This window comes from Hydrogenovibrio sp., assembly GCF_965140365.1.
In the GTDB taxonomy this organism is placed as follows: Bacteria; Pseudomonadota; Gammaproteobacteria; order Thiomicrospirales; family Thiomicrospiraceae; genus Hydrogenovibrio.
The window spans coordinates 1,210,080-1,228,572 of sequence record NZ_OZ223196.1 but is presented as its reverse complement, the minus strand read 5'-3'; the positions used below and the strand labels follow the sequence as shown (position 1 = coordinate 1,228,572).

Sequence of the window (18,493 nt, the reverse complement as noted above, 5' to 3'; positions counted from 1 at the left end):
CATAGACACACCCAAACACTTAAGCCACAGGTGCCAACAATCTAAAAAAGAATTCACGCACCGGAAAACCGGGCGACCATCAGGCTGATCTGGTTCAGTGAAGCACCATGCTTTCAAAACCGTCCCAAAACAGCATCCCCAGCAGCCATATATTCAAAACCACAATCACAATCGACGCCATCCAAGCCATCATTTTAGTGCCATAGCAGTTCACCAAATCCCCCATTAAAGCCGGGTCGGAAGTCATCATCACCAACGGAATCACGGCAAACGGCAACTGCATCGACAAAACCACCTGAGACAACACCAGTAAACTCAATGGCTTGGCGCTCAATAAAATGGCCACCGCCGCCGGAATCATGGTCGCCAAACGGATATACACGCGGATTTTTAAAATATTAACCGGGCGTTTTTTAAAGAAGGATTCAAACACAATCTGGCCTGCCAGCGTGCCTGTTGCGGAACTGGCAATGCCCGACGCCAGCAACGCGATGCCAAAGGTCAGCGCCGCCGCACCGCCGAGCAATGGTCCTAAGGTGTGATAAGCTTCGTCGATATCGGTAATTAACAACCCTTTTTCATGGAATGCCGCCGAGGCCATAATCAAAATAGCGGAGTTCACGACCCAAGCGGCGGTTAACGCCAATATCGTGTCCCACTTCATCATTTTATAAAAGCGTTGTAACGCCTCCCCTGCCAAGCTGGAACGGGTTGTCACCTGATGAGAGTGCAAATACAGGTTATGCGGCATCACAGTCGCCCCCAAAATGCCCATCGCAATAAACAAAGCCGTGGTGTTCATAATGGTATCGTTCGGCACCGCCAAAGCCTTGGCTACCTCAGCCCACTCCGGTTGCACCAACCACAGTTCCACCACATACCCCAGGCCAATGGTGGCGACAAAGGCAAAAATGGTCATTTCCACCCAGCGGAACCCAAAACGCTCCAGCCAGAGAATCAACAGCACATCAAAAATCGTCAGAAAGATGGCGGCTACCAGTGGAATCTCAAACAACAGGTTCAACGCCACCGCCACGCCTAAAAATTCGGCCAAATCCGTCGCCACCATCGCCAAGCCCGCCGAAGACAATAAAAACGTCCCCCATCGTCCGGGGTGTTCGCTGCGAATCATCTGAGCTAGATTTCGCCCCGTCGCAATTCCCAGTTTCGCACTGAGCAACTGCATCAAAATCGCCACCAGCGACGCCAACGTAATCACCCAAAGTAAGTCATAACCATAACGGGAACCCGCTTCGATGGACGTCGCCCAATTGCCCGGGTCCATATAACCCACCGACACTAAAAAAGCCGGGCCTAAAAAATACCAAATAGAAGGTTGATCCGGCTGCTTCCCTGCGGCTTGAATATCCATAAAAACCTGTTTTGTTAAATAATTATCGAAATAAATTAAAGGAATAATGAGAGGCGTCATACCAAAACGAATGCTACACAACCCCCGCCCAAAGCCATTAACCAATAATTAATTAGATATTAATTAGTCATTAATTAGCCAAGACTAAAATATACATTAACAATGAAAAATATAAATTGAGAGACTATGAATATCCGGCTGAACTGACTCCAAATACATACAAAGCCATTCGTTGTAAACGGACTTCAATGCTAAAATGAGTTCAAACAGTCAAGGCAAACAAGATGAATTCAAAGCCAAAATCGACCACAGCGCAAACACCCAAACTTCGTCTCGACGTCCACAACGGCCTCACCGAATTTTCCGCCGAACAGGCCGCGCAGTGGGATGCCTTGGTACAGGACAACAATCCCTTTCTCAAACACGGTTTTTTATCGGCGCTGGAAGCCCACGATTGCGTGGGCGAACATTTCGGCTGGTTGCCGCACCATCTCACCCTCACTTATGAAAGCCCGCACGGCGATCGCATTCTGGCCGCCCTGCCGTTGTATGAAAAGCACAATAATTACGGCGAATTCGTTTTTGACCAGGCCTGGGAACAAGCGTGGAATCACGTCGGCTTGCCCTATTACCCCAAACTCGTCTCCGCCGTGCCTTACACCCCTGCACAAGGACAGCGTTTTCTCATTCACCCGACGCTGGAAACCATCAGCAATGGATTATTCGACGCCGAACAACTGCAAATGCAGTTATTTGACGGCGCATTGGCCTTAGCCGAAGAACTCAATATGAGTGGCGTTCACTGGTTGTTCGCCAACCCGGAACAGCAGGCCTGGCTGGAATCGCACAAACGCGATAACGAATACTTCCGTCACGACTGCCAGTTCCATTGGTTCCATCAGGATTACCAAACCTTCGACGACTTTCTTGCCCAACTCAAAAAGAAAAAACGCAAGAACATCCGCCAAGAACGCAAAGCCGTCGTCGAAAGCGGCCTCCAATTCCGTCAACTCAACGGCCACACCGCCACCGAAGCCGATTGGGACAACTTCAGTTATTTCTATCAGAAAACCTTTATCGACAAATGGAGCACCCCCACGCTCAACCTCAACTTCTTTAAAGCCATCGCCCAAGCCATACCCGAGCAAATTCTGCTGGTGCTAGCCGATTTGGACGGCCGTTGCATCGCCGGGGCCTTAATGTTCCGCTCCGACACCACGCTTTACGGCCGCCACTGGGGCTGTATTGAAGAAATCAAACACCTGCATTTTGAAACCTGTTTTTACCAAGGCATCGACTACGCGATTGAAAACAACATTCAAACATTCGAACCCGGTGCCGGCGGCGAACACAAAATCGCCCGTGGTTTCACCCCCGTCAAAATGCGCTCCACCCACTGGCTCACCCAAAACCCATTCCCGGCAGGCCTGGCCAGATTTATCGAAGAAGAAAAACACATGATTGACGACTATGCAGCCGACTGCTGGACGCATTCGCCTTACACAACCAAGCAGACTTAAACCATAGTGTTTTTTGCTAACATTTGAAAATGAAATCGGGTAGGATAATTACCGAAAAGCGGAACGGTCGCCTTTGATAGAGTGGTTAGAGGTCAAGCTTCAATGACAGTCAGATTCGATGGATTTCAAAGAAGTTTGACTCCATTGATTTGATCGGGAATTAAACCCAATATCGTATAACCTGTCAAAATCACCGGTTTGACTCAATATAAGAACATAAATACCTGAAAAACACGCCAGTATAAAATAACAAGGCAAAAGTGCCTTATACAATAAATGTTAGGCAGGGGGGCACGTGACCAAACCACACAATGAAAAGGAAGTGACTGACGACTGTGTCGTGCATGATCACCCTGTTCCTCCCGAAGAGCTCGCTAGGTATAGCGTCGAGCGAGATCCGTATTCTGAGGCTGACATTGCCAGCTACGTTGAGGGTCAGGCTCGTGACGAAGAAGTTCAACACGTTGAGCGCATAAAAACAGAGATTGTTCTGGGCGATACCTACGAAATGTGGGATGTAACCACAGATAGTAACCGTTGGTGGGTCATAACGAATCTCACCAACCTTTACTCCCAAAAGCATTTTCCAAGCCTTGATTACACTCTGTCTTTCCATATTGGGCTTATGATGCGTTTGAGAAGCCGATCGGATAATGTCGACGCAGGAGAGCCCAGTCCATTCGATGAAGTCATTCGCCGCGAAGAGCAGGCGTCTCACAGGCATGACAGTGCTGTTGAGGCTGAGGATTACCAAACCGTCGGGATGTTGCTAAGGGAAGCTCTAATTTCGTTGATTGGTGCGCTAAGGCGTAAAACTGAGATACCCGAAGAAATAGAACGGCCGCAAGATGCGAATTTTATTGGCTGGTCAGACGTTCTCATGAACCAATTGTGCCCAGGAAGTAGCAATAAGAATCTTAGACAACATTTGAAGAGCGTCGCGAAAGAATCGTGGCAGTTGGTGAACTGGCTCACACACTCCAGAAATGCCAATAAGACAGCCTCTTCTATAGCAATTCATTCTTGCCAAACAGTGATCGGCCATTTCATCCAGATCTTAGAAAGAAGCCGGCTTGATCAGAACGAGGAGTGCCCGGTTTGTAAGTCACGGAACATAAGAACCCATTTCGATATTTCCATCGGTGACGATGGTGAATACTTCTCAAGTTGTGGGGTATGTGACTGGACTGACCACCCGGATGCAGTGGGAGAATGAGCTACAGAGAGGGATTTATGCCTAACCAGTGCAGGCACGGCGACGCCCTTTACATTTCGCCTTCGGCTCCATTTCGTGGGCGCGCATGCTGCAAGCGTTATGTTTTAAAGAGAAACTCATGGATACAGATAACAGAAAATATACTTCCATAATAAGTATCGTGACAGCGGTTGGTGCATTTAGCGTTTCAGGCATCTCCGTTTATTGTGGTTATGATTTATTTCGTTTAGGTGTAGAAACAAAAGTAGCGATTTCTGCAAATACAGGTTCTGACAATATTGAAATGTATGCAGTAACCCCTGGTATTGCGTTTCTTTTATTTGGTATTTATTTGTCCACCAAGGCACTTAAAACCTTGATTCACAGTAAAGGTTTTATTGAGTATTTGTTTGAGTGGTTACATAAGAGAAAAACATAACAAAGCACTCAAGCGGACTGCGCTAAAGCGCAGCTCGCTTAGTTTTATCGTTAGCACTCAGGAGAGAATGTGCAAAAGTCGGACTATTTAAAAGACTTTGAAGAGCATCTAAAAGTGCTGTCAGAGGAAGGATACGATATTGATGATGAGAGATTCAAACACGTAAAAGGGCTCTCAATGCTGCTAATGCATGCGCACGATGCAATCAAATCAATGTTTCTTATAGAGAACTGCGCCAAATACGAGATTGAGGGTAGCTCTGAGGAACATTTATTGCAGCAGGCATTGTTTAGAAATGCAGTTTTAAATTACGCAAAGTGCTTTTCTCAATCTGGTAAGGGTCGGATTACACTTGATAAGAATGACATATATAAAGACATGAGCGCCCTGAAAGATGTCCATGATCAAGTAATGAATTTAAGAAATAAGTTCTTCGCTCATAGTGATGATTCTGGCTTGGACTATGTATCTTTGGCAACAAAAGAAGAAATAAACCATATTGTGGTAAAGCAACTTTATACTATTGTTGTTCCCCTAAACGAGTTTCCTAAGTATGTCACTCTATTCAAGTTTTGCGGGGATGCTATAGCAGAAAAGATTCAAAAGAGTTTCTCAAGTATCGAAAGAAGACTAGGTAAAAAGGTTCATGGTTTTGGTGGGTGCTAACAAGGCCATCAAATTCGTTCCGGCCGCAAAATGCGCGCCCTCCACCGGACTTCCTACGCGTTGCTTCGGCAGCCGTTTATGGCGGCATTAGGTTCAATCTGAAATGAGAAAAAAGAGCTATAAACTTGAATGGTTTATTATTTTTACAGCTTTAATGAGTGTTTTCATTTCAGCTATCTTGGATTTGTATTATGAGAACCTTTCCTTATTTGCACGTTCAGGTGCTATCGCTGTGCTCTTAGCAGCGATAGTTGAATACAGAATCTCTTCTCACATATATGATGATGTTTATAGAGCAAGTGCTCGACAACAACATTCTGGTTTTGCGACAAGGCCCAAGAAACCAAAGAATAAAGGCTTTCTTTCACTAGTAACGCATTCAGTGCTAATTCTTGGAACAATTATTTGGGGTTATGGTGACTTAGCGTGGCCTTAAACCTAACAATTCACTCAACCCGACCGCGCTAACGCGTGGCCGGTTAGCTTAGACGTTAGGAGCGCCCGAAGGCGCTCCTAACGGGGTGGCGATTAAAATTGCTTTGCCATGACGCGCCTTCGCGCCTCATAACAAACCAATAACCTGACGTGTTTCACCCCAAAAATTAAAATTTTTCAGGCGAAGCCACGCAGGTTATCACCACCCCGTTATACAACTTGAGTCAATATTAAGGTAAATAAATGCCCCAAAATATAAATTCTGCTTATAGAGTTCGTGAAATACTCCTTGAAGCTAAAAAAAAGCAAGATAAAACACCTGTCCATGAAGTCTGGGCAGAGATATTTGATATTGAAGAAACTGAGCAGAATCCAAAAAACTTTGCAATTTCTCGTCGCTTAGCGGATTTGCATGATGAAGTTGAGCTTATTCGCACTGAAATGATGAAGCTAGACTTTTCTGAAAGCCTGTATTCACCATCCTTAAATAAATGTAATGCTGTATTCGGTGTTCAAACTATTATGGCCACATGGCAATCACCAAAACAACAAATATCACCAGAAGTAGAAACTGCTTTAGGCTTTTGTTCAGAAATTCTTCCGAATGAAGAGCTATTAATTGATGAAAAAAATATCGATGAACTGAAACAAATGGCATCGGAATTAAGAGCCAATCTAGAGAATTCTAAATTACCAATTTATACAAAAAATATAATTGAAAAGCATCTTTCAAAGATTGAAGAAGCTTTAACAAAGTACAGAGCAGTCGGGGCAAAAGCTTTAGATGAGGTAATGCAATCAGCATATGGTGAAGTAATTGCAAATGAAACTGTTTTTGAGGAAGCTAGTGGAAGTCAAGAATTAGGAAAGTTATCAGCTATCTGGCAAAAAACCAAAATCATTTTGGATGGAGTAGTTAGTACAGATAAAAGAATTGGAGCTGCCCAAGGTATGGCTGAAAAAGGGCAAAAAGTGATAGAGTTTATTCAAAACATAAATCTATAACAATTCACTCAAGCTGACCGCAAGCGGCCAGCTTAAAGAGGTGGCGATAATAGATTGACTGGTGAGGCCGCCTGCGGCAACCTAATCAACGGGGTCAAACTCGATTAATTTTCAAGGGAGTCTGCCCCCATTGATTACTCGAGATTGCTTTAATACCTTTCGGTAAAAACGACCAGGCCTGGTAAAATTGGCTATTTGATTGAACTCCCTATTTGCAAAGGATATGCAATGAACGAAACAGGCACCTTGATTTTTTTTAGTGGCAAAATGGGCGCGGGAAAATCGACTTACGCCAAACAACTGGCGAACGAACTCAAAGCAATTTTGCTGTCTGAAGACGAGTGGCTGGCGGCCATTTACCCTGACGAAATTCAAAACTTTGACGATTACATCCTGTATTCGACACGCTTGAAACCCTTGCTAAAAAGCCATGTCCAAAACCTGTTGCATTCCGGGGTTTCGGTGGTGATGGATTTTCCAGGCAACACCCGAAAACAACGGGCTTGGTTTAAGGCAATATTCGACGACAGCCAGATTCCCCATAAATTAATTTATCTGCAAACCGACGACTCTCTGTGCTTACAACGACTGGAAAAACGTCGGCAGGAAGCACCTGAGCGCGCGCAATTTGATACCGAAGCGGTGTTTCACCAAGTTACCCGTTACTTTGAAGCACCAACGGACGATGAAGGGTTTAATATTGACGTTGTCCTCAATCAATAACCACTAAACAAAGAACCCATCGAGTCGGCTCATTGATGCAAGCCTTTGTTTGCAATCTAATTTAGATAAAAGTACCCTAAGACCAAATTTAACAAGGCGCTGGCATTAAGACGTCACTCGCTGGGCGGGTTTGTTCGTGGCTGGACAAAAATAACGTCGCACTCACTTTATTGAAAATACAGAAAAAAGAGAACCGAAAATGATCAAAGAATTCCGTGCATTCATTAACCGAGGAAATGTAATTGATTTGGCTGTGGCCGTCATTATTGGGGCCGCCTTCACCGCGATTGTGAAGTCACTGGTGGATGACATTGTTATGCCCTTGATTGGTATTGCGTTGGGCGGAGTGGATTTCACGGCGTTGGCCTTCCAGGTCGGCGCGGCGACCATCACCTACGGCAACTTTATCCAAGCTATCATTAACTTTGTGTTAATTGCATTGGTGGTGTTTTTATTGGTGCGAAGCATCAACCGTATGCAGGAACGAATGGCTAAGGAGAAAGAAGAAGCCGAAAAAGTCGAGGAAACTCCAGCCGCGCCACCAGAGCCATCCGCAGAGGAAAAACTGCTGACGGAGATTCGAGATTTATTGCGGGAAAACGGCAACACCAACGCTTAAAATATTGCGCTTGATGAATGAACCGAATTTGACCCGATTGAATATTGAGTCAATCCGGCCAAACGCGTTTTGAAATCATGGGTTTAACCCGTTCTGTTGATTCCTCTTTTGAAGCTGGTTTTTTGACGACCGGCTTAGCGGGCGTCTTTTGACGCGATGGCGTTGCGGTTGTTTTGCTGGTGGGTTTTTCCTGCGTGGTTTTGGCACGGCGCAGACTGTCGGTTAATTTAGATGCTGTGGTGTTTTGGGTAGTCATAAAACCTCCTGGATAATGTCGTCGATTTCATTGGCGGCCATTTCGCCACGTTTGCCCATGCAATAGACACTGAGCCCATCCACCGCCACATTGCGATAAACGGCGCGACGACGCAGGCCGCTTTTCAAGGCGGGAATGTCGAACTCTTGCAGAGCTTCTTGCATGGCGTTGGACAAGGCACTGCGGGGTTCCAACTGATTGATGACGATATAGGGCTGTAATGGCCGGTTATGCCTTTTGGCTTGTTCAATGGCGTCGGCAATGCGAAGGCTGGCCCATAAATCCACCGGCGACGGTAACACGGGAATCAACAGCGTTTGAGACACCTTAAGGGCGGCTTGCATAACGCCGGTTTCCAGTGTTGGCGGGCAATCAATGACAATGTAGTCGTAATCGTTTGCAAAGCGTTCCACTTCGTTAACCAAATGGCCGGCCACGGCGATGACGGAAACCGGAAACGGTTTGTCTTCGGCCGACAGCCGGCACCACTGAGTGGCGGACCCTTGCGGGTCGGCATCAATCAACAACACACGGCCGTGATTGATCAGAGCGGCGGCCAGGTTCATGCTTAAAGTGGTCTTGCCGGTGCCGCCCTTCTGGTTGACCACCGCTAAAATCCGTGCCGATGTCATGCTTTGCTTCGCCCTTTCAAATTCATCCTTAAAGCCCCACATCAAACAGGCATTTTGTGCCGTTAAAACCGGGGTGGCATCCGCCATAGCTTGAGCATTGCCATAAGTTTAAAAATGCCCAGGCCTGGTGATTATGGTTAAGGAGAGCTTTGCAAGGGTGGGACGCGTGAAAAAAATGAGATAAAATTTTTTTGAATTAGGCGGAAAACGACGCTAATAGCTGGCTATTAACGAGTTTTTCAACGACATTCAGGAAGGTTTTAGCCATTTTTAGCCGTGTATCCATCCCGTGCAAAGCTCTCTTAAGATAAAGTGTTACAGATAGAGCGTGCAAAAGGCGTATTTTTGCATTCGAATATGCAATTGGTGGCGGGAAAACCGGGCCAAATCCCTATACAATACAGGGCGTTTTGACCCGACTTTGTTGGATTCACTCTCCGATTAAATGTTCCTTGATGAGAATTTGCATAAAATTTTGGTCAAAGCCCTCATGTTCAATATCGTCAATCCAGCAGGGATTAGGATCGTAGCCTTTGTATAAGGCAAAACCGACTTTATATTCATCGCCGAAACGGGCGAACAAAAACACGAACTTATGGTCGTTTTCAGTGTTTTTCATACTGCAGGAATTGTTTTCAGCCACATCAAAGGTGATGGAAGCCTCCGGGTGTTCGGCTAAATAACGTTCAATTTCCGTCGACACCAACTGGTGTAAGTCTTCATGGGTTTTGATCATCCATATTCTCCATTCAATAATAGCTAGCCGCCTGTCGGTCAAGCAACCGGCGGCCTGGTCATTTGTCGCTTGGCTGAGTCAACCAATATTTTATTTGCGGTAGTGGTAAGCATAGCCCAGCAGTTTACCGATAAACAACCCCGCAAACAGCATACTGGCGATAATCACAAAGGTTTCAAAGCCGTCTTGCTGCATCAGGGAGGGGTCAACGGCTTTTTCATACCCGATGTAATATTTGGTAAAAAACACCCCGAAAATCAACAGTAACGTGGTGATTCCGCCGGGCATTTTGTAAACCAGGTGTTCTCTATCCACTTCGATATTCGCGCGGACGGTCATTAAATATCCACCTATTAAGCCAAGGACAGTGCTGGCCGACAGTATTAAAACATTAAACCCGTTCAGGTTAATTTGCGTAAAGAGGGTATCCAATGAAATCGCCGAAACAACCAGTGGAACGATAATGAGCTTTCTCAGTGGCACCGCACGGGGCTTGATCGAGCGCACGCCTTTGTAAAATATCAAAGCAAACAGAAGATACACCCACCAAGGGGTATGCGTCAGGGCTTCGGTGATTGCTTCCATGTGTCACCTATTTTGTTCAATTCCAAAAAATATGTCATTGCTTACTTTTGAATCGGATGAATTCAAAATTTAGGTAAAATCATAAACGGATTCACGGACACCTTCCACCCCAACCGAGACCCGTTTTTTTAAAATCGATTTAGTATGACGCATGCCCTCTAGCCCAAGAGATTGATTCAATTGATTTTGCCCACTTTGGGTGTTACTTTATTGAAAAACATCACCTTACCCTCACGCCACCGTTTTGTTTAAAACGGTTAACCCCTGGTAAGTCATTGGGCTATTGAATGGAAACACCAAATGGACAAAAAGAATCTTTTAACGTTACCCGATAACTTACCCATCCCTGAAGACGATGGTGCCTGTGCGCATTTAGATGGCTTGACAATGCCTTCCATATCACTGGAAAGCACTTCAGGAACTCACGTCAACCTTGGGCTTGAAAAGGATACCGTCGTGGTTTACATCTACCCTTTAATCGGACGTCCGGGTGGCCCTCCAATGGTTGGTTGGAACGACATTCCCGGCGCAAGAGGTTGCACGCCGCAATCATGCGCTTTTCGCGACCTTCACTCCGAACTGACGGATTTGGGGGCGAAAGTGTATGGCCTGAGCGCCCAGCCCCTGGCCGACCAAAAAGAAGCGGTAGAGCGTCTTCATTTACCTTTTGCGTTATTGAATGACAGTCGTTTTGAATTAACGCAGGCATTGACGTTACCGACTTTTCAGTACGAGTCACTGCGCTTAATAAAACGACTCACACTTGTGATTAAAAACGGCGTTATACAGAAAGTTTTCTATCCGGTATTTCCGCCAACCGAAAACGCCGCCAATGTAATTGCCTGGCTAAAAGAAAATAATTTTTAACACTCAAAATGAGCGTTATGTATATGAATTCAAGGAGAGCTTTGCATGAGTGGGGCGCGATAGAAAAATGAGATAAAATTTTGCTGAATTAGGCGGAAAACGCAGCGAATAGCGAGCTATTCGCCAGTTTTTCAACGACATTCAGGAGAATTTTAGCCATTTTTATCCGTGCATCCATCTCGTGCAAAGCTCTCTCAAGTAAGGAAAATACCATGTCCCCTATTCAAATCGACGAAATGGCAATTAAAGGCCTGAGCATCCGTACGAAGAATGTTGATGAAATGCAACCGGAAACTTCAAAAATCGGTAACTTATGGCAACAATTTTATGAAGAAATTGCTCCCAAGCTGCAAGTTGGTGCAACTGTCTACGGGCTCTACTATCACTATGAATCCGATGTTTCAGGTGCGTTTTCAGTCATGGCCGGTTCCGACAAGGTTATGGAATCAGCCAGCCAACACTTGGAAGACGCGGTCATTGAAAGTGGTCAATATCTTCGGTTTTCAGGAACGGGTGAAATGCCACAAGTCGTGATCAACACCTGGTCAGAAATATGGGATTATTTTTCTTCCGATCAGACGGAATACCAAAGAGCCTATACAACGGACTTCGAACATTATAAAAACCCGAACGAAATCGAGATTTATATTGCCGTCAAATAACCCAAATGCGACAAAAAACTTTATGCCTAAAGTAATTCTGAAAGGATTTATTCTGGTTCCGGATGACGATTTAACGATTATTCAAAAAGAGCTTGAAAATCACAAACGCTTAACCCGCAATGAACCGGGATGCTTGGTGTTTGAAGTCGATCAAAATGCAAAAAATCCAAATCGCTTTGATGTGTACGAAGAGTTTATCGACAAAACCGCCTTCGAGTCCCACCAAGCAAGAGTCAAAAACGCTTATTGGGGCCGAATAACCCAACATATCAAACGGCATTATGATATTCATAATGAGACGTAAGTCATCTTTTTAGGACCATTTAGAACAGCATTTTACCTGCGTTTAAAATGCCAATTATTCCCGATTGTAAATAACCGGCATCTGCCCTTTCCACGCCTCCCACAAGTCTTTTTCGGTTATCAGCCTGGCCATCCAATCAGCGACATTGATTCGACTGGTTTGACCGGCATTGAAAATCGCGCTTCGAGTTGGGGATGGGTGGACTTCATAGTCGGTCACGACCGAACTATCCACCAAAGAATCGGGCCGTACTGCGGCCCATTCAATGGCCGGATGATTCTGGCCGACCTGAGTTCGCAGGTAATCGGCGGCGTGTTCGTTATCCGAATGCGGCGGCAATAGAAAGCGAATCAACCCGACAATTAGCGCTTCCGAAAACGAAATGGGTTCATCCAAATCACGGTTCCGGTTTCCGGAGGTGTTCATCAAAACAAACCGGGTGGGTTGGTTTTTTTGGTTGGCTTGAATGGCTTCACACAAACGTTGCACAACATCGGTCACCAAACGGCGCGGTTCGCCGAAAAGGCCTTTCCAGTTGAGGTTGTGCCCTAAGCAAGAAGCCACGGCGTTGCAATCCTTTACGAGCCCGGTGAGTTCGGTTTCCGGCAGCGCCAAGATGTCGGCTTCGATGAGCGTCAAATGCGCATGCGCTCGAACCGTTTCCGGCAGGCGTTCCGCAGAACGCACCACCGCTTTGACATGACACCTGCGGTTGAGCAATTGGCTCACCAATAACCGCCCCGTCGCTCCCGTTGCCCCAACCACCAAAACATTCATTTCCCAAGCACTCCATCAAAATCCATTACAATGTTATGACTGGATGATTTACCGCGAAATCTTAACCAAAATTTCGTATCATTTAAATCCATTCAATCGCAAACCATTCTAAGGGAATGCATGGTGAGAAACTTACTGATTTTAACAAACCTCTTTATATTAGCCGGATGCAGCCATCAGGCCGTTTACGACAATATTCAGCACAATAACCGTAACAGTTGCTATAAAAAGCCGCCGTCACAATACGATGCTTGCATGAAAGCCGCAAATAAACCTTACGACCAATATGAGCGGGAACGCGAAGAAGTCAGCGCGCAATAAATGGTTACAGGCTTTGTGGCTTGAAGGCCAATTTATTACCTCCCTACCGACCCTATTAAAAAGAGATAACGCACCATGTATAAAACCACACGCCATCACATTTTTGCCCTGCTTACCGCGCTGATTCCCATTGTTGCAAATGCCGAGGATTCGGTAATCGCCAAACTTTTCGCCCAAGAAAATGTTGAGGGCACGATGGTCATTGAATCCCTGAAAACCGGGCAAACCTTTGTCCATAATGACGCAAGAGCGAAGCAACTGTTTTCACCTGCCTCAACCTTTAAGGTACTGAATACGCTGATTGCCGTTCAGGACGGTGTGGTTCAAAATGATCACACGGTATTCAAATGGGATGGTCACCGTTACAACGTGGCCCAGTGGAACCACGACCAAACCTTGGACAGCGCATTTAAGGTTTCCTGCGTGTGGTGTTATCAGCAAATCGCCCGTAAGGTTGGAATCGACGCTTACAAACGTTATATCAAACAAACCGATTACGGTCATTTGCAGAATGAATTTGATCTGACGACCTTTTGGCTGGAGGGTTCGTTGAAAATCAGCGCATTTGAGCAAGTGGATTTTTTAAGAAAACTCGTTCGTCATCAGCTTCCTTTTAATGAGAAGGCTTATGACACTTTGCAAACAATCATGCTCATGAAGAAAACGCCCACTTATTCCCTATGGGCAAAAACCGGTTGGGCGGCGCGCGTTCAACCGAATGTCGGTTGGTATATCGGCTATGTTAAAACCGCGCAGGACACCTGGCTGTTTGCGATGAATATGAGACTCGACGATAAAGCGCAATTGCCATTACGCCAGAAATTGACTTTGGAGGTTCTGAGCGCTAAAGGTCTTATCGGGTCTTAAAGAACCCTTTTGACCAGGCCTGGCCAAATTGATTAGTTAAAGCTTGGGCATGGTAGCCAAACCGAAACCACTCCTTTTCGATATTGCCATTCACTTTCGCCCGTAATCTTTTCGGATGAATGACATTTTTTAATGTTCTTACGTCAAAAATTCCGTTAAGGTGTTGATTCAGGAAGCATGGCTCCGCCGTCATCATTTTAAAACGGAACCTTTCACGCTATGGTCGATAACGTACAAAATTTAAGCCTTTCGCAAGTCATCAGTGCCTTGAGTTATGCCTTGGACTTAACCGAAGGCCAACCGGCTGGGCACAGTGTTCGCTGCTGCTGGATTGGAATGCACCTTGGAAAACTCATCGGCCTGGAATCCAAACACATTTGGAATTTGTACTACACCCTTCTATTGAAAGATGCCGGGTGCAGCAGTAATGCCGCTCGGCTGTACGAGCTTTACGGCAGCGACGAACGACAAGCCAAAAAAGATTTTAAGTTGGTCGATAATGACAGCTACAAGCAGATGCTTGAATTTGTTCTGAAGCATACCGCGGTCGGCGGCAACTTGGTCGCCAAAACGAAACATTTGATTCACATTGCGCGTCACGGCGAAGCGCAAAGCACGGAACTCTTTGCAACACGCTGTGAGCGAGGTGCGGATATCGCAAAACGCCTCGGGTTTAATGACGAAATTGCCGATGGCATTCGTTATTTGGATGAACACTGGAACGGCAACGGAAAGCCTTATGGCTTGGCCCGTGACCAAATCCCAATCAACGCACAAATCGCGCTCATCGCGCAAGTGACCGATGTATTTTTTCAAACCGGTGGTCAGCTTGCGGCCTTGAATGAAGTGCGCTCACGAAAAGGGTCATGGTTTAACCCGGAGTTGGTCGAGGCCTTATTAAGCCTGGAAACACATGAAGCCTTTTGGAAAACCTTAACGAAAACAGACCTCGAAAACGATATTCGTGGGCTGGAACCGGAAGCCGAAAAGATTCCACTGACACAACAAAAAATTGATGATATCACCTATGCGTTTGCCATGATTGTCGATGCTAAAAGCCCTTTCACGCACGATCACAGTTCTCGTGTGGCCGATTACACCGTCAAGCTGAGCCAGTGCTTTGAATTTTCGTTTGAACAGCAGAGAGAACTCAACCGCTGTGCCTTACTTCATGATATTGGTAAACTGGGGGTGAGCAACCATATCCTGGATAAACCTGGCAAACTGACAAATGAAGAATTTAAACAAATTCAACGGCATCCACTGTATTCCGAGCAAATTTTGCAACGCATCAAGCCGTTTAACCGAATTGCCAAAATTTGCGGCGCACACCATGAAAAACTCAATGGAAAAGGCTATCCTTATGGCCTAAAGCGTGAAGAAATTTTATTTGAAACCAAACTGATTACCGTAGCGGATATTTTTGATGCCCTCACCGCCGCCCGCCCCTACCGGGATGCGATCTCAGTGGACAAAGCGCTGTCGATACTCAAAAGCGAGTGTGGTTCTTCCATTGAGCCTGACATTTATGGGGCCTTGATACAGATTTTGCCGCAACTGGACATACGCTAAAAAATCAAACCATGACACAATAAGCACTGAAGCACTGAAAGCATGATGAATTCGTCCATTTTTCATCCGTATTGCATCCATATAAGGAAAAACGTCTATGAAACGTAAATGCGTTGGCATCGTCATTTTTGATGACGTCGAAGTGCTCGATTTTTGCGGGCCGTTTGAAGTATTTTCCGTCACGCGTGTGGATGAAGACCGGCGCTTTGAGGACGTTTCCCCATTTGAGGTTCATCTGATTGCACAATCGCCCGACCCGGTAACCACCACCGGCGGGATGAAAGTCATCCCCGACGATACGTTTGACCAGGCCCCGCCGTTGGATATTTTGGTGGTGCCGGGCGGCATGGGCACGCGTCAGCAAATGCATAACGAAACCTTATTGTCGTTTGTGCGGGGTTATGCGACATCGGTTGAAACCCTGGCCTCGGTCTGTACGGGAGCGTTGGTGCTTGGAAACGCTGGCTTGTTGGACAGTTTGAGCGCCACCACCCATTGGCGCTCGCTGGATTGGATGCAATCGCTTTTTCCGAAGGTCACGGTTGATCAGCAATCACACGTGGTCAACCACGGTCACATCATCACCTCGGCCGGCATTTCCGCCGGCATCGATATGGCCTTGCAGATTGTTGCCATGCAGTTCGGTGAAGACGTTGCCCGCGCGTCGGCACGCCATATGGAATATCCCTACCCGGAAAGCAACCAACGCCGAATTGACTTGTCTCACGAACCTGCCAGCGAACCTTCCAGCGAACAAGGCGATTAAATTCGGATGCCTGAGATGATGACCCGACACAACTCCGATTCCATTCTCGCCCCGGGCAAAAATTGTTGGCAAAAGGTGAATGCCAACCGAGCCACCGTGGCCATTGACGGCGAAGCCTATTTTCGTGCGGTGCGTGAAGCCATTCTTTCGGCGCGTGATTCGGTGTTCATTCTGGGCTGGGATTTGCACAGCCGATTAAAGCTAGTGCGAGACGACTCTGATCATGAGCACCCGACTGAACTGGGCGAATTACTCGATTTTGTCGCACGGGAACATCAGGTTGAGGTTTTCGTACTCAACTGGGATTTTGCCTCCATCTATACTTTGGAGCGGGAAAGCCGACCTTCCCATGCCTTTCAGCAAAAAACTCACCCGCGAGTGCATTTTCATTTGGACAATCAACACCCGGTTGGCGCTTCTCAACATCAAAAAGTGGTGGTCGTGGACGATTGTGTGGCCTTTTCCGGCGGTTTTGACCTCAGTAAATGGCGCTGGGATACGCCGGAACACGCCATTCGGGACGCAAAACGAATCGACCCTGACGGTAAGCCCTACCCGCCCTTTCATGATGTCCAAATGGTGGTGGATGGTGCCGCCGCAAAAGTCTTGGGGGAACTGGCACGTGAACGCTGGCAGCAGGCGACAGGCCATAAAACGACGCCCCTTCAGCCTGATTCCGATCCGGCTTCTGACCATGATCCTTGGCCCGGTTCATTAGCACCCTTGATGCGAAATGTAACCGTTGGCATTGCACGCACACAAGCGGAATATCGTGGACGGCCTGCGGTGCAGGAAGTGAAGCAACTGTATCTGGACAGCATTGCCGCCGCTCAGCACTTTATTTATATCGAAAACCAGTATCTGACGTCGCACGCCATTCAGCAGGCGCTCGTCGCCAGTTTGCAGCGTGAAAACGGACCCGAAATCATCATCGTCATGCCGGAAAAAACCGGTGGTTGGTTGGAACAGCATACAATGGATGTGTTACGCGCACGCCTGGTCAAAAAACTGCATGAAGCCGACCAAGCCAATCGTTTACGACTTTACTACCCCCAACTCGCCTCCGACACGGATGTGTCTTTAATGGTTCATGCAAAATTGATGATCATCGATGACCGCTTGCTTCGGGTCGCCTCCTCCAACCTCAGCAACCGCTCGATGGGGTTGGACAGCGAATGTGACCTTTTCATTGAAGCGGAGACGGAATCGGAAGCCTGTGAGGCCATTCAACAAATACGGCGTACTTTACTGTGTGAGCACTTGGGCATTGATATCGAACAGTTACGTAACAGCGAAGCCAAGCATCCATCTCTGATCCGTGCCATTGAATCCCACCAAGGTGGCGAACGCACACTGCAAACGTTACACACAGAGGTCACGCCGGAAGTCGATCAATTGGTGCCTGAATCCGCTTTAATCGACCCGGAACAGCCCTATCATCCGAATCACCTGGTCAATCATTTTGTACCCAATAAAGACAAACCCCATACGGCTCGACATTTTACAAAGGTCATCCTGTTGCTGGCATTGTTATTGGTGTTGGTCGCCGCCTGGCGTTGGACCCCTTTAGGCGATTGGCTGAATATTGACACGATGATTGGCTCCATTCAATTCCTTCAATCACAGTCGGTCGCGCCATGGCTGGTGGTGCCGATATTTGCCATCGCCGCCACCCTGGCCGTGCCGTTGACGTTATTAGTGGTCGCCGTAGTGCTGGCGTTCGGGGGCGCATTAGGCTTTGCCTATGCCCTGTCTGGCGCTCTACTCAGTGCCATTTTGTCGTATCTATTGGGGCAATGGGCCGGACATAACTTGCTAAAGCGTTATTCAGGCCATCGACTGCATCGCATCAGTCAAAAGTTATCCAAACGGGGGGTGTTAACCATCATCACCATGCGCATCATCCCAATTGCGCCCTTTGCTGTGATTAACGTGGTGGCGGGCGCTTCCCACATCCGTTTACGAGATTTTGTGCTGGGGTCATTGATTGGTTTTTTACCGGGGATGGCCGCCATTGCGCTGTTTACCGACAGCGTGTTACGCTCCCTCCAAGCGCCCAACGAAACTAACCTGGCTTGGCTTGCCTTTTGGCTGCTGATAATCGTCGGGATGATGTTTGGGTTGCGTAAATGGCTGTTAAATAAATCCGGGCAAACCAATAAGAATGAATAACG

At 46.8% G+C, this 18,493-nt stretch carries 22 protein-coding genes; 16 read left to right on the top strand and 6 right to left on the bottom strand.

All coding sequences use genetic code 11. The features are described 5' to 3' along the window. Window positions 1-94: 94 nt before the first annotated feature. Complete coding sequence (locus AC0KH7_RS05865; protein ID WP_472371580.1) at window positions 95-1,372, bottom strand: Nramp family divalent metal transporter; 1,278 nt, start codon at window positions 1,370-1,372, stop codon at window positions 95-97. 284 nt (window positions 1,373-1,656) lie between these two features. Between AC0KH7_RS05865 and AC0KH7_RS05860 the strand changes: the two genes are divergently transcribed. From AC0KH7_RS05860 to mscL, 8 genes are all read left to right on the top strand, one after another. Continuing rightward, window positions 1,657-2,892 carry a GNAT family N-acetyltransferase gene (locus AC0KH7_RS05860; protein ID WP_472371578.1) on the top strand — a complete coding sequence of 412 codons (1,236 nt, stop codon included), beginning with the start codon at window positions 1,657-1,659 and terminating at the stop codon, window positions 2,890-2,892. Window positions 2,893-3,187: 295 nt separating this feature from the next. Further along, entirely contained in the window at window positions 3,188-4,108 is a 921-nt protein-coding gene (locus tag AC0KH7_RS05855) for a hypothetical protein (RefSeq protein ID WP_472371576.1), read from the top strand. Window positions 4,109-4,226: 118 nt separating this feature from the next. Continuing rightward, window positions 4,227-4,526, top strand: a complete 300-nt coding sequence (locus tag AC0KH7_RS05850) for a hypothetical protein (protein ID WP_472371574.1) — start codon at window positions 4,227-4,229, stop codon at window positions 4,524-4,526. 69 nt (window positions 4,527-4,595) lie between these two features. Beyond that, window positions 4,596-5,192 carry a hypothetical protein gene (locus AC0KH7_RS05845; RefSeq protein ID WP_472371572.1) on the top strand — a complete coding sequence of 199 codons (597 nt, stop codon included), beginning with the start codon at window positions 4,596-4,598 and terminating at the stop codon, window positions 5,190-5,192. Window positions 5,193-5,295: 103 nt separating this feature from the next. Further along, window positions 5,296-5,628 (top strand): hypothetical protein, encoded by a 333-nt coding sequence (locus AC0KH7_RS05840; RefSeq protein ID WP_472371570.1) that lies wholly within the window; start codon window positions 5,296-5,298, stop codon window positions 5,626-5,628. 242 nt (window positions 5,629-5,870) lie between these two features. After that, window positions 5,871-6,632 carry a hypothetical protein gene (locus AC0KH7_RS05835; RefSeq protein ID WP_472371568.1) on the top strand — a complete coding sequence of 254 codons (762 nt, stop codon included), beginning with the start codon at window positions 5,871-5,873 and terminating at the stop codon, window positions 6,630-6,632. A 228-nt stretch (window positions 6,633-6,860) separates the two neighbouring features. Continuing rightward, window positions 6,861-7,355, top strand: coding sequence for a P-loop nucleotide/nucleoside kinase family protein (locus AC0KH7_RS05830; RefSeq protein WP_472371566.1), 495 nt, complete (start codon window positions 6,861-6,863; stop codon window positions 7,353-7,355). Window positions 7,356-7,554: 199 nt separating this feature from the next. Further along, window positions 7,555-7,974 (top strand): large-conductance mechanosensitive channel protein MscL, encoded by a 420-nt coding sequence (mscL, locus tag AC0KH7_RS05825; protein WP_472371564.1) that lies wholly within the window; start codon window positions 7,555-7,557, stop codon window positions 7,972-7,974. 49 nt (window positions 7,975-8,023) lie between these two features. Here the strand turns inward: mscL and AC0KH7_RS05820 are convergent, their stop codons facing one another. The 4 genes from AC0KH7_RS05820 to AC0KH7_RS05805 form a co-directional block, all read right to left on the bottom strand. After that, window positions 8,024-8,230, bottom strand: a complete 207-nt coding sequence (locus tag AC0KH7_RS05820; RefSeq protein ID WP_472371562.1) for a hypothetical protein — start codon at window positions 8,228-8,230, stop codon at window positions 8,024-8,026. After that, on the bottom strand, window positions 8,227-8,949 hold the full coding sequence (parA, locus tag AC0KH7_RS05815) for a ParA family partition ATPase (protein WP_472371560.1): 723 nt from the start codon (window positions 8,947-8,949) through the stop codon (window positions 8,227-8,229). The genes AC0KH7_RS05820 and parA overlap by 4 nt, the downstream gene beginning before the upstream one ends. A gap of 343 nt (window positions 8,950-9,292) precedes the next feature. Next, window positions 9,293-9,598: a hypothetical protein gene (locus AC0KH7_RS05810; RefSeq protein ID WP_472359529.1), complete on the bottom strand. Its 306-nt coding sequence runs from the start codon at window positions 9,596-9,598 to the stop codon at window positions 9,293-9,295. Between the two features lie 90 nt (window positions 9,599-9,688). Beyond that, window positions 9,689-10,183 carry a DUF6622 family protein gene (locus tag AC0KH7_RS05805; RefSeq protein WP_472371558.1) on the bottom strand — a complete coding sequence of 165 codons (495 nt, stop codon included), beginning with the start codon at window positions 10,181-10,183 and terminating at the stop codon, window positions 9,689-9,691. A gap of 300 nt (window positions 10,184-10,483) precedes the next feature. Here AC0KH7_RS05805 and AC0KH7_RS05800 point away from each other — a divergent pair, with 300 nt between their 5' ends. The 3 genes from AC0KH7_RS05800 to AC0KH7_RS05790 all read left to right on the top strand — a co-directional run bounded on the left by AC0KH7_RS05800 (window position 10,484) and on the right by AC0KH7_RS05790 (window position 12,016). Next, a complete protein-coding gene (locus AC0KH7_RS05800; protein WP_472371556.1) occupies window positions 10,484-11,050 on the top strand; it encodes a peroxiredoxin in 567 nt (188 codons plus the stop codon). Window positions 11,051-11,262: 212 nt separating this feature from the next. Continuing rightward, a complete protein-coding gene (locus AC0KH7_RS05795) occupies window positions 11,263-11,712 on the top strand; it encodes a GyrI-like domain-containing protein (RefSeq protein ID WP_472359523.1) in 450 nt (149 codons plus the stop codon). A 22-nt stretch (window positions 11,713-11,734) separates the two neighbouring features. Beyond that, the gene (locus tag AC0KH7_RS05790) at window positions 11,735-12,016 is read left to right on the top strand and encodes a putative quinol monooxygenase (RefSeq protein ID WP_472371554.1); all 282 of its coding nucleotides are present in this window, start codon (window positions 11,735-11,737) and stop codon (window positions 12,014-12,016) included. 54 nt (window positions 12,017-12,070) lie between these two features. Here AC0KH7_RS05790 and AC0KH7_RS05785 read toward each other — a convergent pair whose 3' ends face one another. Next, window positions 12,071-12,793, bottom strand: a complete 723-nt coding sequence (locus AC0KH7_RS05785) for an NAD(P)-dependent oxidoreductase (RefSeq protein WP_472371552.1) — start codon at window positions 12,791-12,793, stop codon at window positions 12,071-12,073. 120 nt (window positions 12,794-12,913) lie between these two features. Between AC0KH7_RS05785 and AC0KH7_RS05780 the strand changes: the two genes are divergently transcribed. The 5 genes from AC0KH7_RS05780 (at window position 12,914) to AC0KH7_RS05760 (ending at window position 18,491) form a co-directional block, all read left to right on the top strand. Next, the gene (locus tag AC0KH7_RS05780) at window positions 12,914-13,114 is read left to right on the top strand and encodes a hypothetical protein (RefSeq protein WP_201022630.1); all 201 of its coding nucleotides are present in this window, start codon (window positions 12,914-12,916) and stop codon (window positions 13,112-13,114) included. 75 nt (window positions 13,115-13,189) lie between these two features. Then, complete coding sequence (gene blaOXA, locus AC0KH7_RS05775; RefSeq protein WP_472371550.1) at window positions 13,190-13,981, top strand: class D beta-lactamase; 792 nt, start codon at window positions 13,190-13,192, stop codon at window positions 13,979-13,981. A 219-nt stretch (window positions 13,982-14,200) separates the two neighbouring features. Then, the gene (locus AC0KH7_RS05770; RefSeq protein WP_472371548.1) at window positions 14,201-15,553 is read left to right on the top strand and encodes an HD-GYP domain-containing protein; all 1,353 of its coding nucleotides are present in this window, start codon (window positions 14,201-14,203) and stop codon (window positions 15,551-15,553) included. Window positions 15,554-15,650: 97 nt separating this feature from the next. Beyond that, window positions 15,651-16,319, top strand: coding sequence for a DJ-1/PfpI family protein (locus AC0KH7_RS05765; RefSeq protein ID WP_472371546.1), 669 nt, complete (start codon window positions 15,651-15,653; stop codon window positions 16,317-16,319). Between the two features lie 15 nt (window positions 16,320-16,334). Beyond that, window positions 16,335-18,491: a VTT domain-containing protein gene (locus AC0KH7_RS05760; RefSeq protein WP_472371544.1), complete on the top strand. Its 2,157-nt coding sequence runs from the start codon at window positions 16,335-16,337 to the stop codon at window positions 18,489-18,491. Window positions 18,492-18,493: the final 2 nt, after the last annotated feature.

Excerpts from the sequence above, each read along its gene's own strand:
- AC0KH7_RS05865 (WP_472371580.1), bottom strand. The coding sequence starts at position 1,372 with ATGGATATTCAAGCCGCAGGGAAGCAGCCGGATCAACCTTCTATTTGG.
- AC0KH7_RS05860 (WP_472371578.1), top strand. The coding sequence starts at position 1,657 with ATGAATTCAAAGCCAAAATCGACCACAGCGCAAACACCCAAACTTCGT.
- AC0KH7_RS05850 (WP_472371574.1), top strand. The coding sequence starts at position 4,227 with ATGGATACAGATAACAGAAAATATACTTCCATAATAAGTATCGTGACA.
- AC0KH7_RS05840 (WP_472371570.1), top strand. The coding sequence starts at position 5,296 with ATGAGAAAAAAGAGCTATAAACTTGAATGGTTTATTATTTTTACAGCT.
- AC0KH7_RS05835 (WP_472371568.1), top strand. The coding sequence starts at position 5,871 with ATGCCCCAAAATATAAATTCTGCTTATAGAGTTCGTGAAATACTCCTT.
- AC0KH7_RS05830 (WP_472371566.1), top strand. The coding sequence starts at position 6,861 with ATGAACGAAACAGGCACCTTGATTTTTTTTAGTGGCAAAATGGGCGCG.
- mscL (WP_472371564.1), top strand. The coding sequence starts at position 7,555 with ATGATCAAAGAATTCCGTGCATTCATTAACCGAGGAAATGTAATTGAT.
- AC0KH7_RS05820 (WP_472371562.1), bottom strand. The coding sequence starts at position 8,230 with ATGACTACCCAAAACACCACAGCATCTAAATTAACCGACAGTCTGCGC.
- parA (WP_472371560.1), bottom strand. The coding sequence starts at position 8,949 with ATGGCGGATGCCACCCCGGTTTTAACGGCACAAAATGCCTGTTTGATG.
- AC0KH7_RS05810 (WP_472359529.1), bottom strand. The coding sequence starts at position 9,598 with ATGATCAAAACCCATGAAGACTTACACCAGTTGGTGTCGACGGAAATT.
- AC0KH7_RS05805 (WP_472371558.1), bottom strand. The coding sequence starts at position 10,183 with ATGGAAGCAATCACCGAAGCCCTGACGCATACCCCTTGGTGGGTGTAT.
- AC0KH7_RS05800 (WP_472371556.1), top strand. The coding sequence starts at position 10,484 with ATGGACAAAAAGAATCTTTTAACGTTACCCGATAACTTACCCATCCCT.
- AC0KH7_RS05795 (WP_472359523.1), top strand. The coding sequence starts at position 11,263 with ATGTCCCCTATTCAAATCGACGAAATGGCAATTAAAGGCCTGAGCATC.
- AC0KH7_RS05790 (WP_472371554.1), top strand. The coding sequence starts at position 11,735 with ATGCCTAAAGTAATTCTGAAAGGATTTATTCTGGTTCCGGATGACGAT.
- AC0KH7_RS05785 (WP_472371552.1), bottom strand. The coding sequence starts at position 12,793 with ATGAATGTTTTGGTGGTTGGGGCAACGGGAGCGACGGGGCGGTTATTG.
- AC0KH7_RS05780 (WP_201022630.1), top strand. The coding sequence starts at position 12,914 with ATGGTGAGAAACTTACTGATTTTAACAAACCTCTTTATATTAGCCGGA.
- blaOXA (WP_472371550.1), top strand. The coding sequence starts at position 13,190 with ATGTATAAAACCACACGCCATCACATTTTTGCCCTGCTTACCGCGCTG.
- AC0KH7_RS05770 (WP_472371548.1), top strand. The coding sequence starts at position 14,201 with ATGGTCGATAACGTACAAAATTTAAGCCTTTCGCAAGTCATCAGTGCC.
- AC0KH7_RS05765 (WP_472371546.1), top strand. The coding sequence starts at position 15,651 with ATGAAACGTAAATGCGTTGGCATCGTCATTTTTGATGACGTCGAAGTG.
- AC0KH7_RS05760 (WP_472371544.1), top strand. The coding sequence starts at position 16,335 with ATGATGACCCGACACAACTCCGATTCCATTCTCGCCCCGGGCAAAAAT.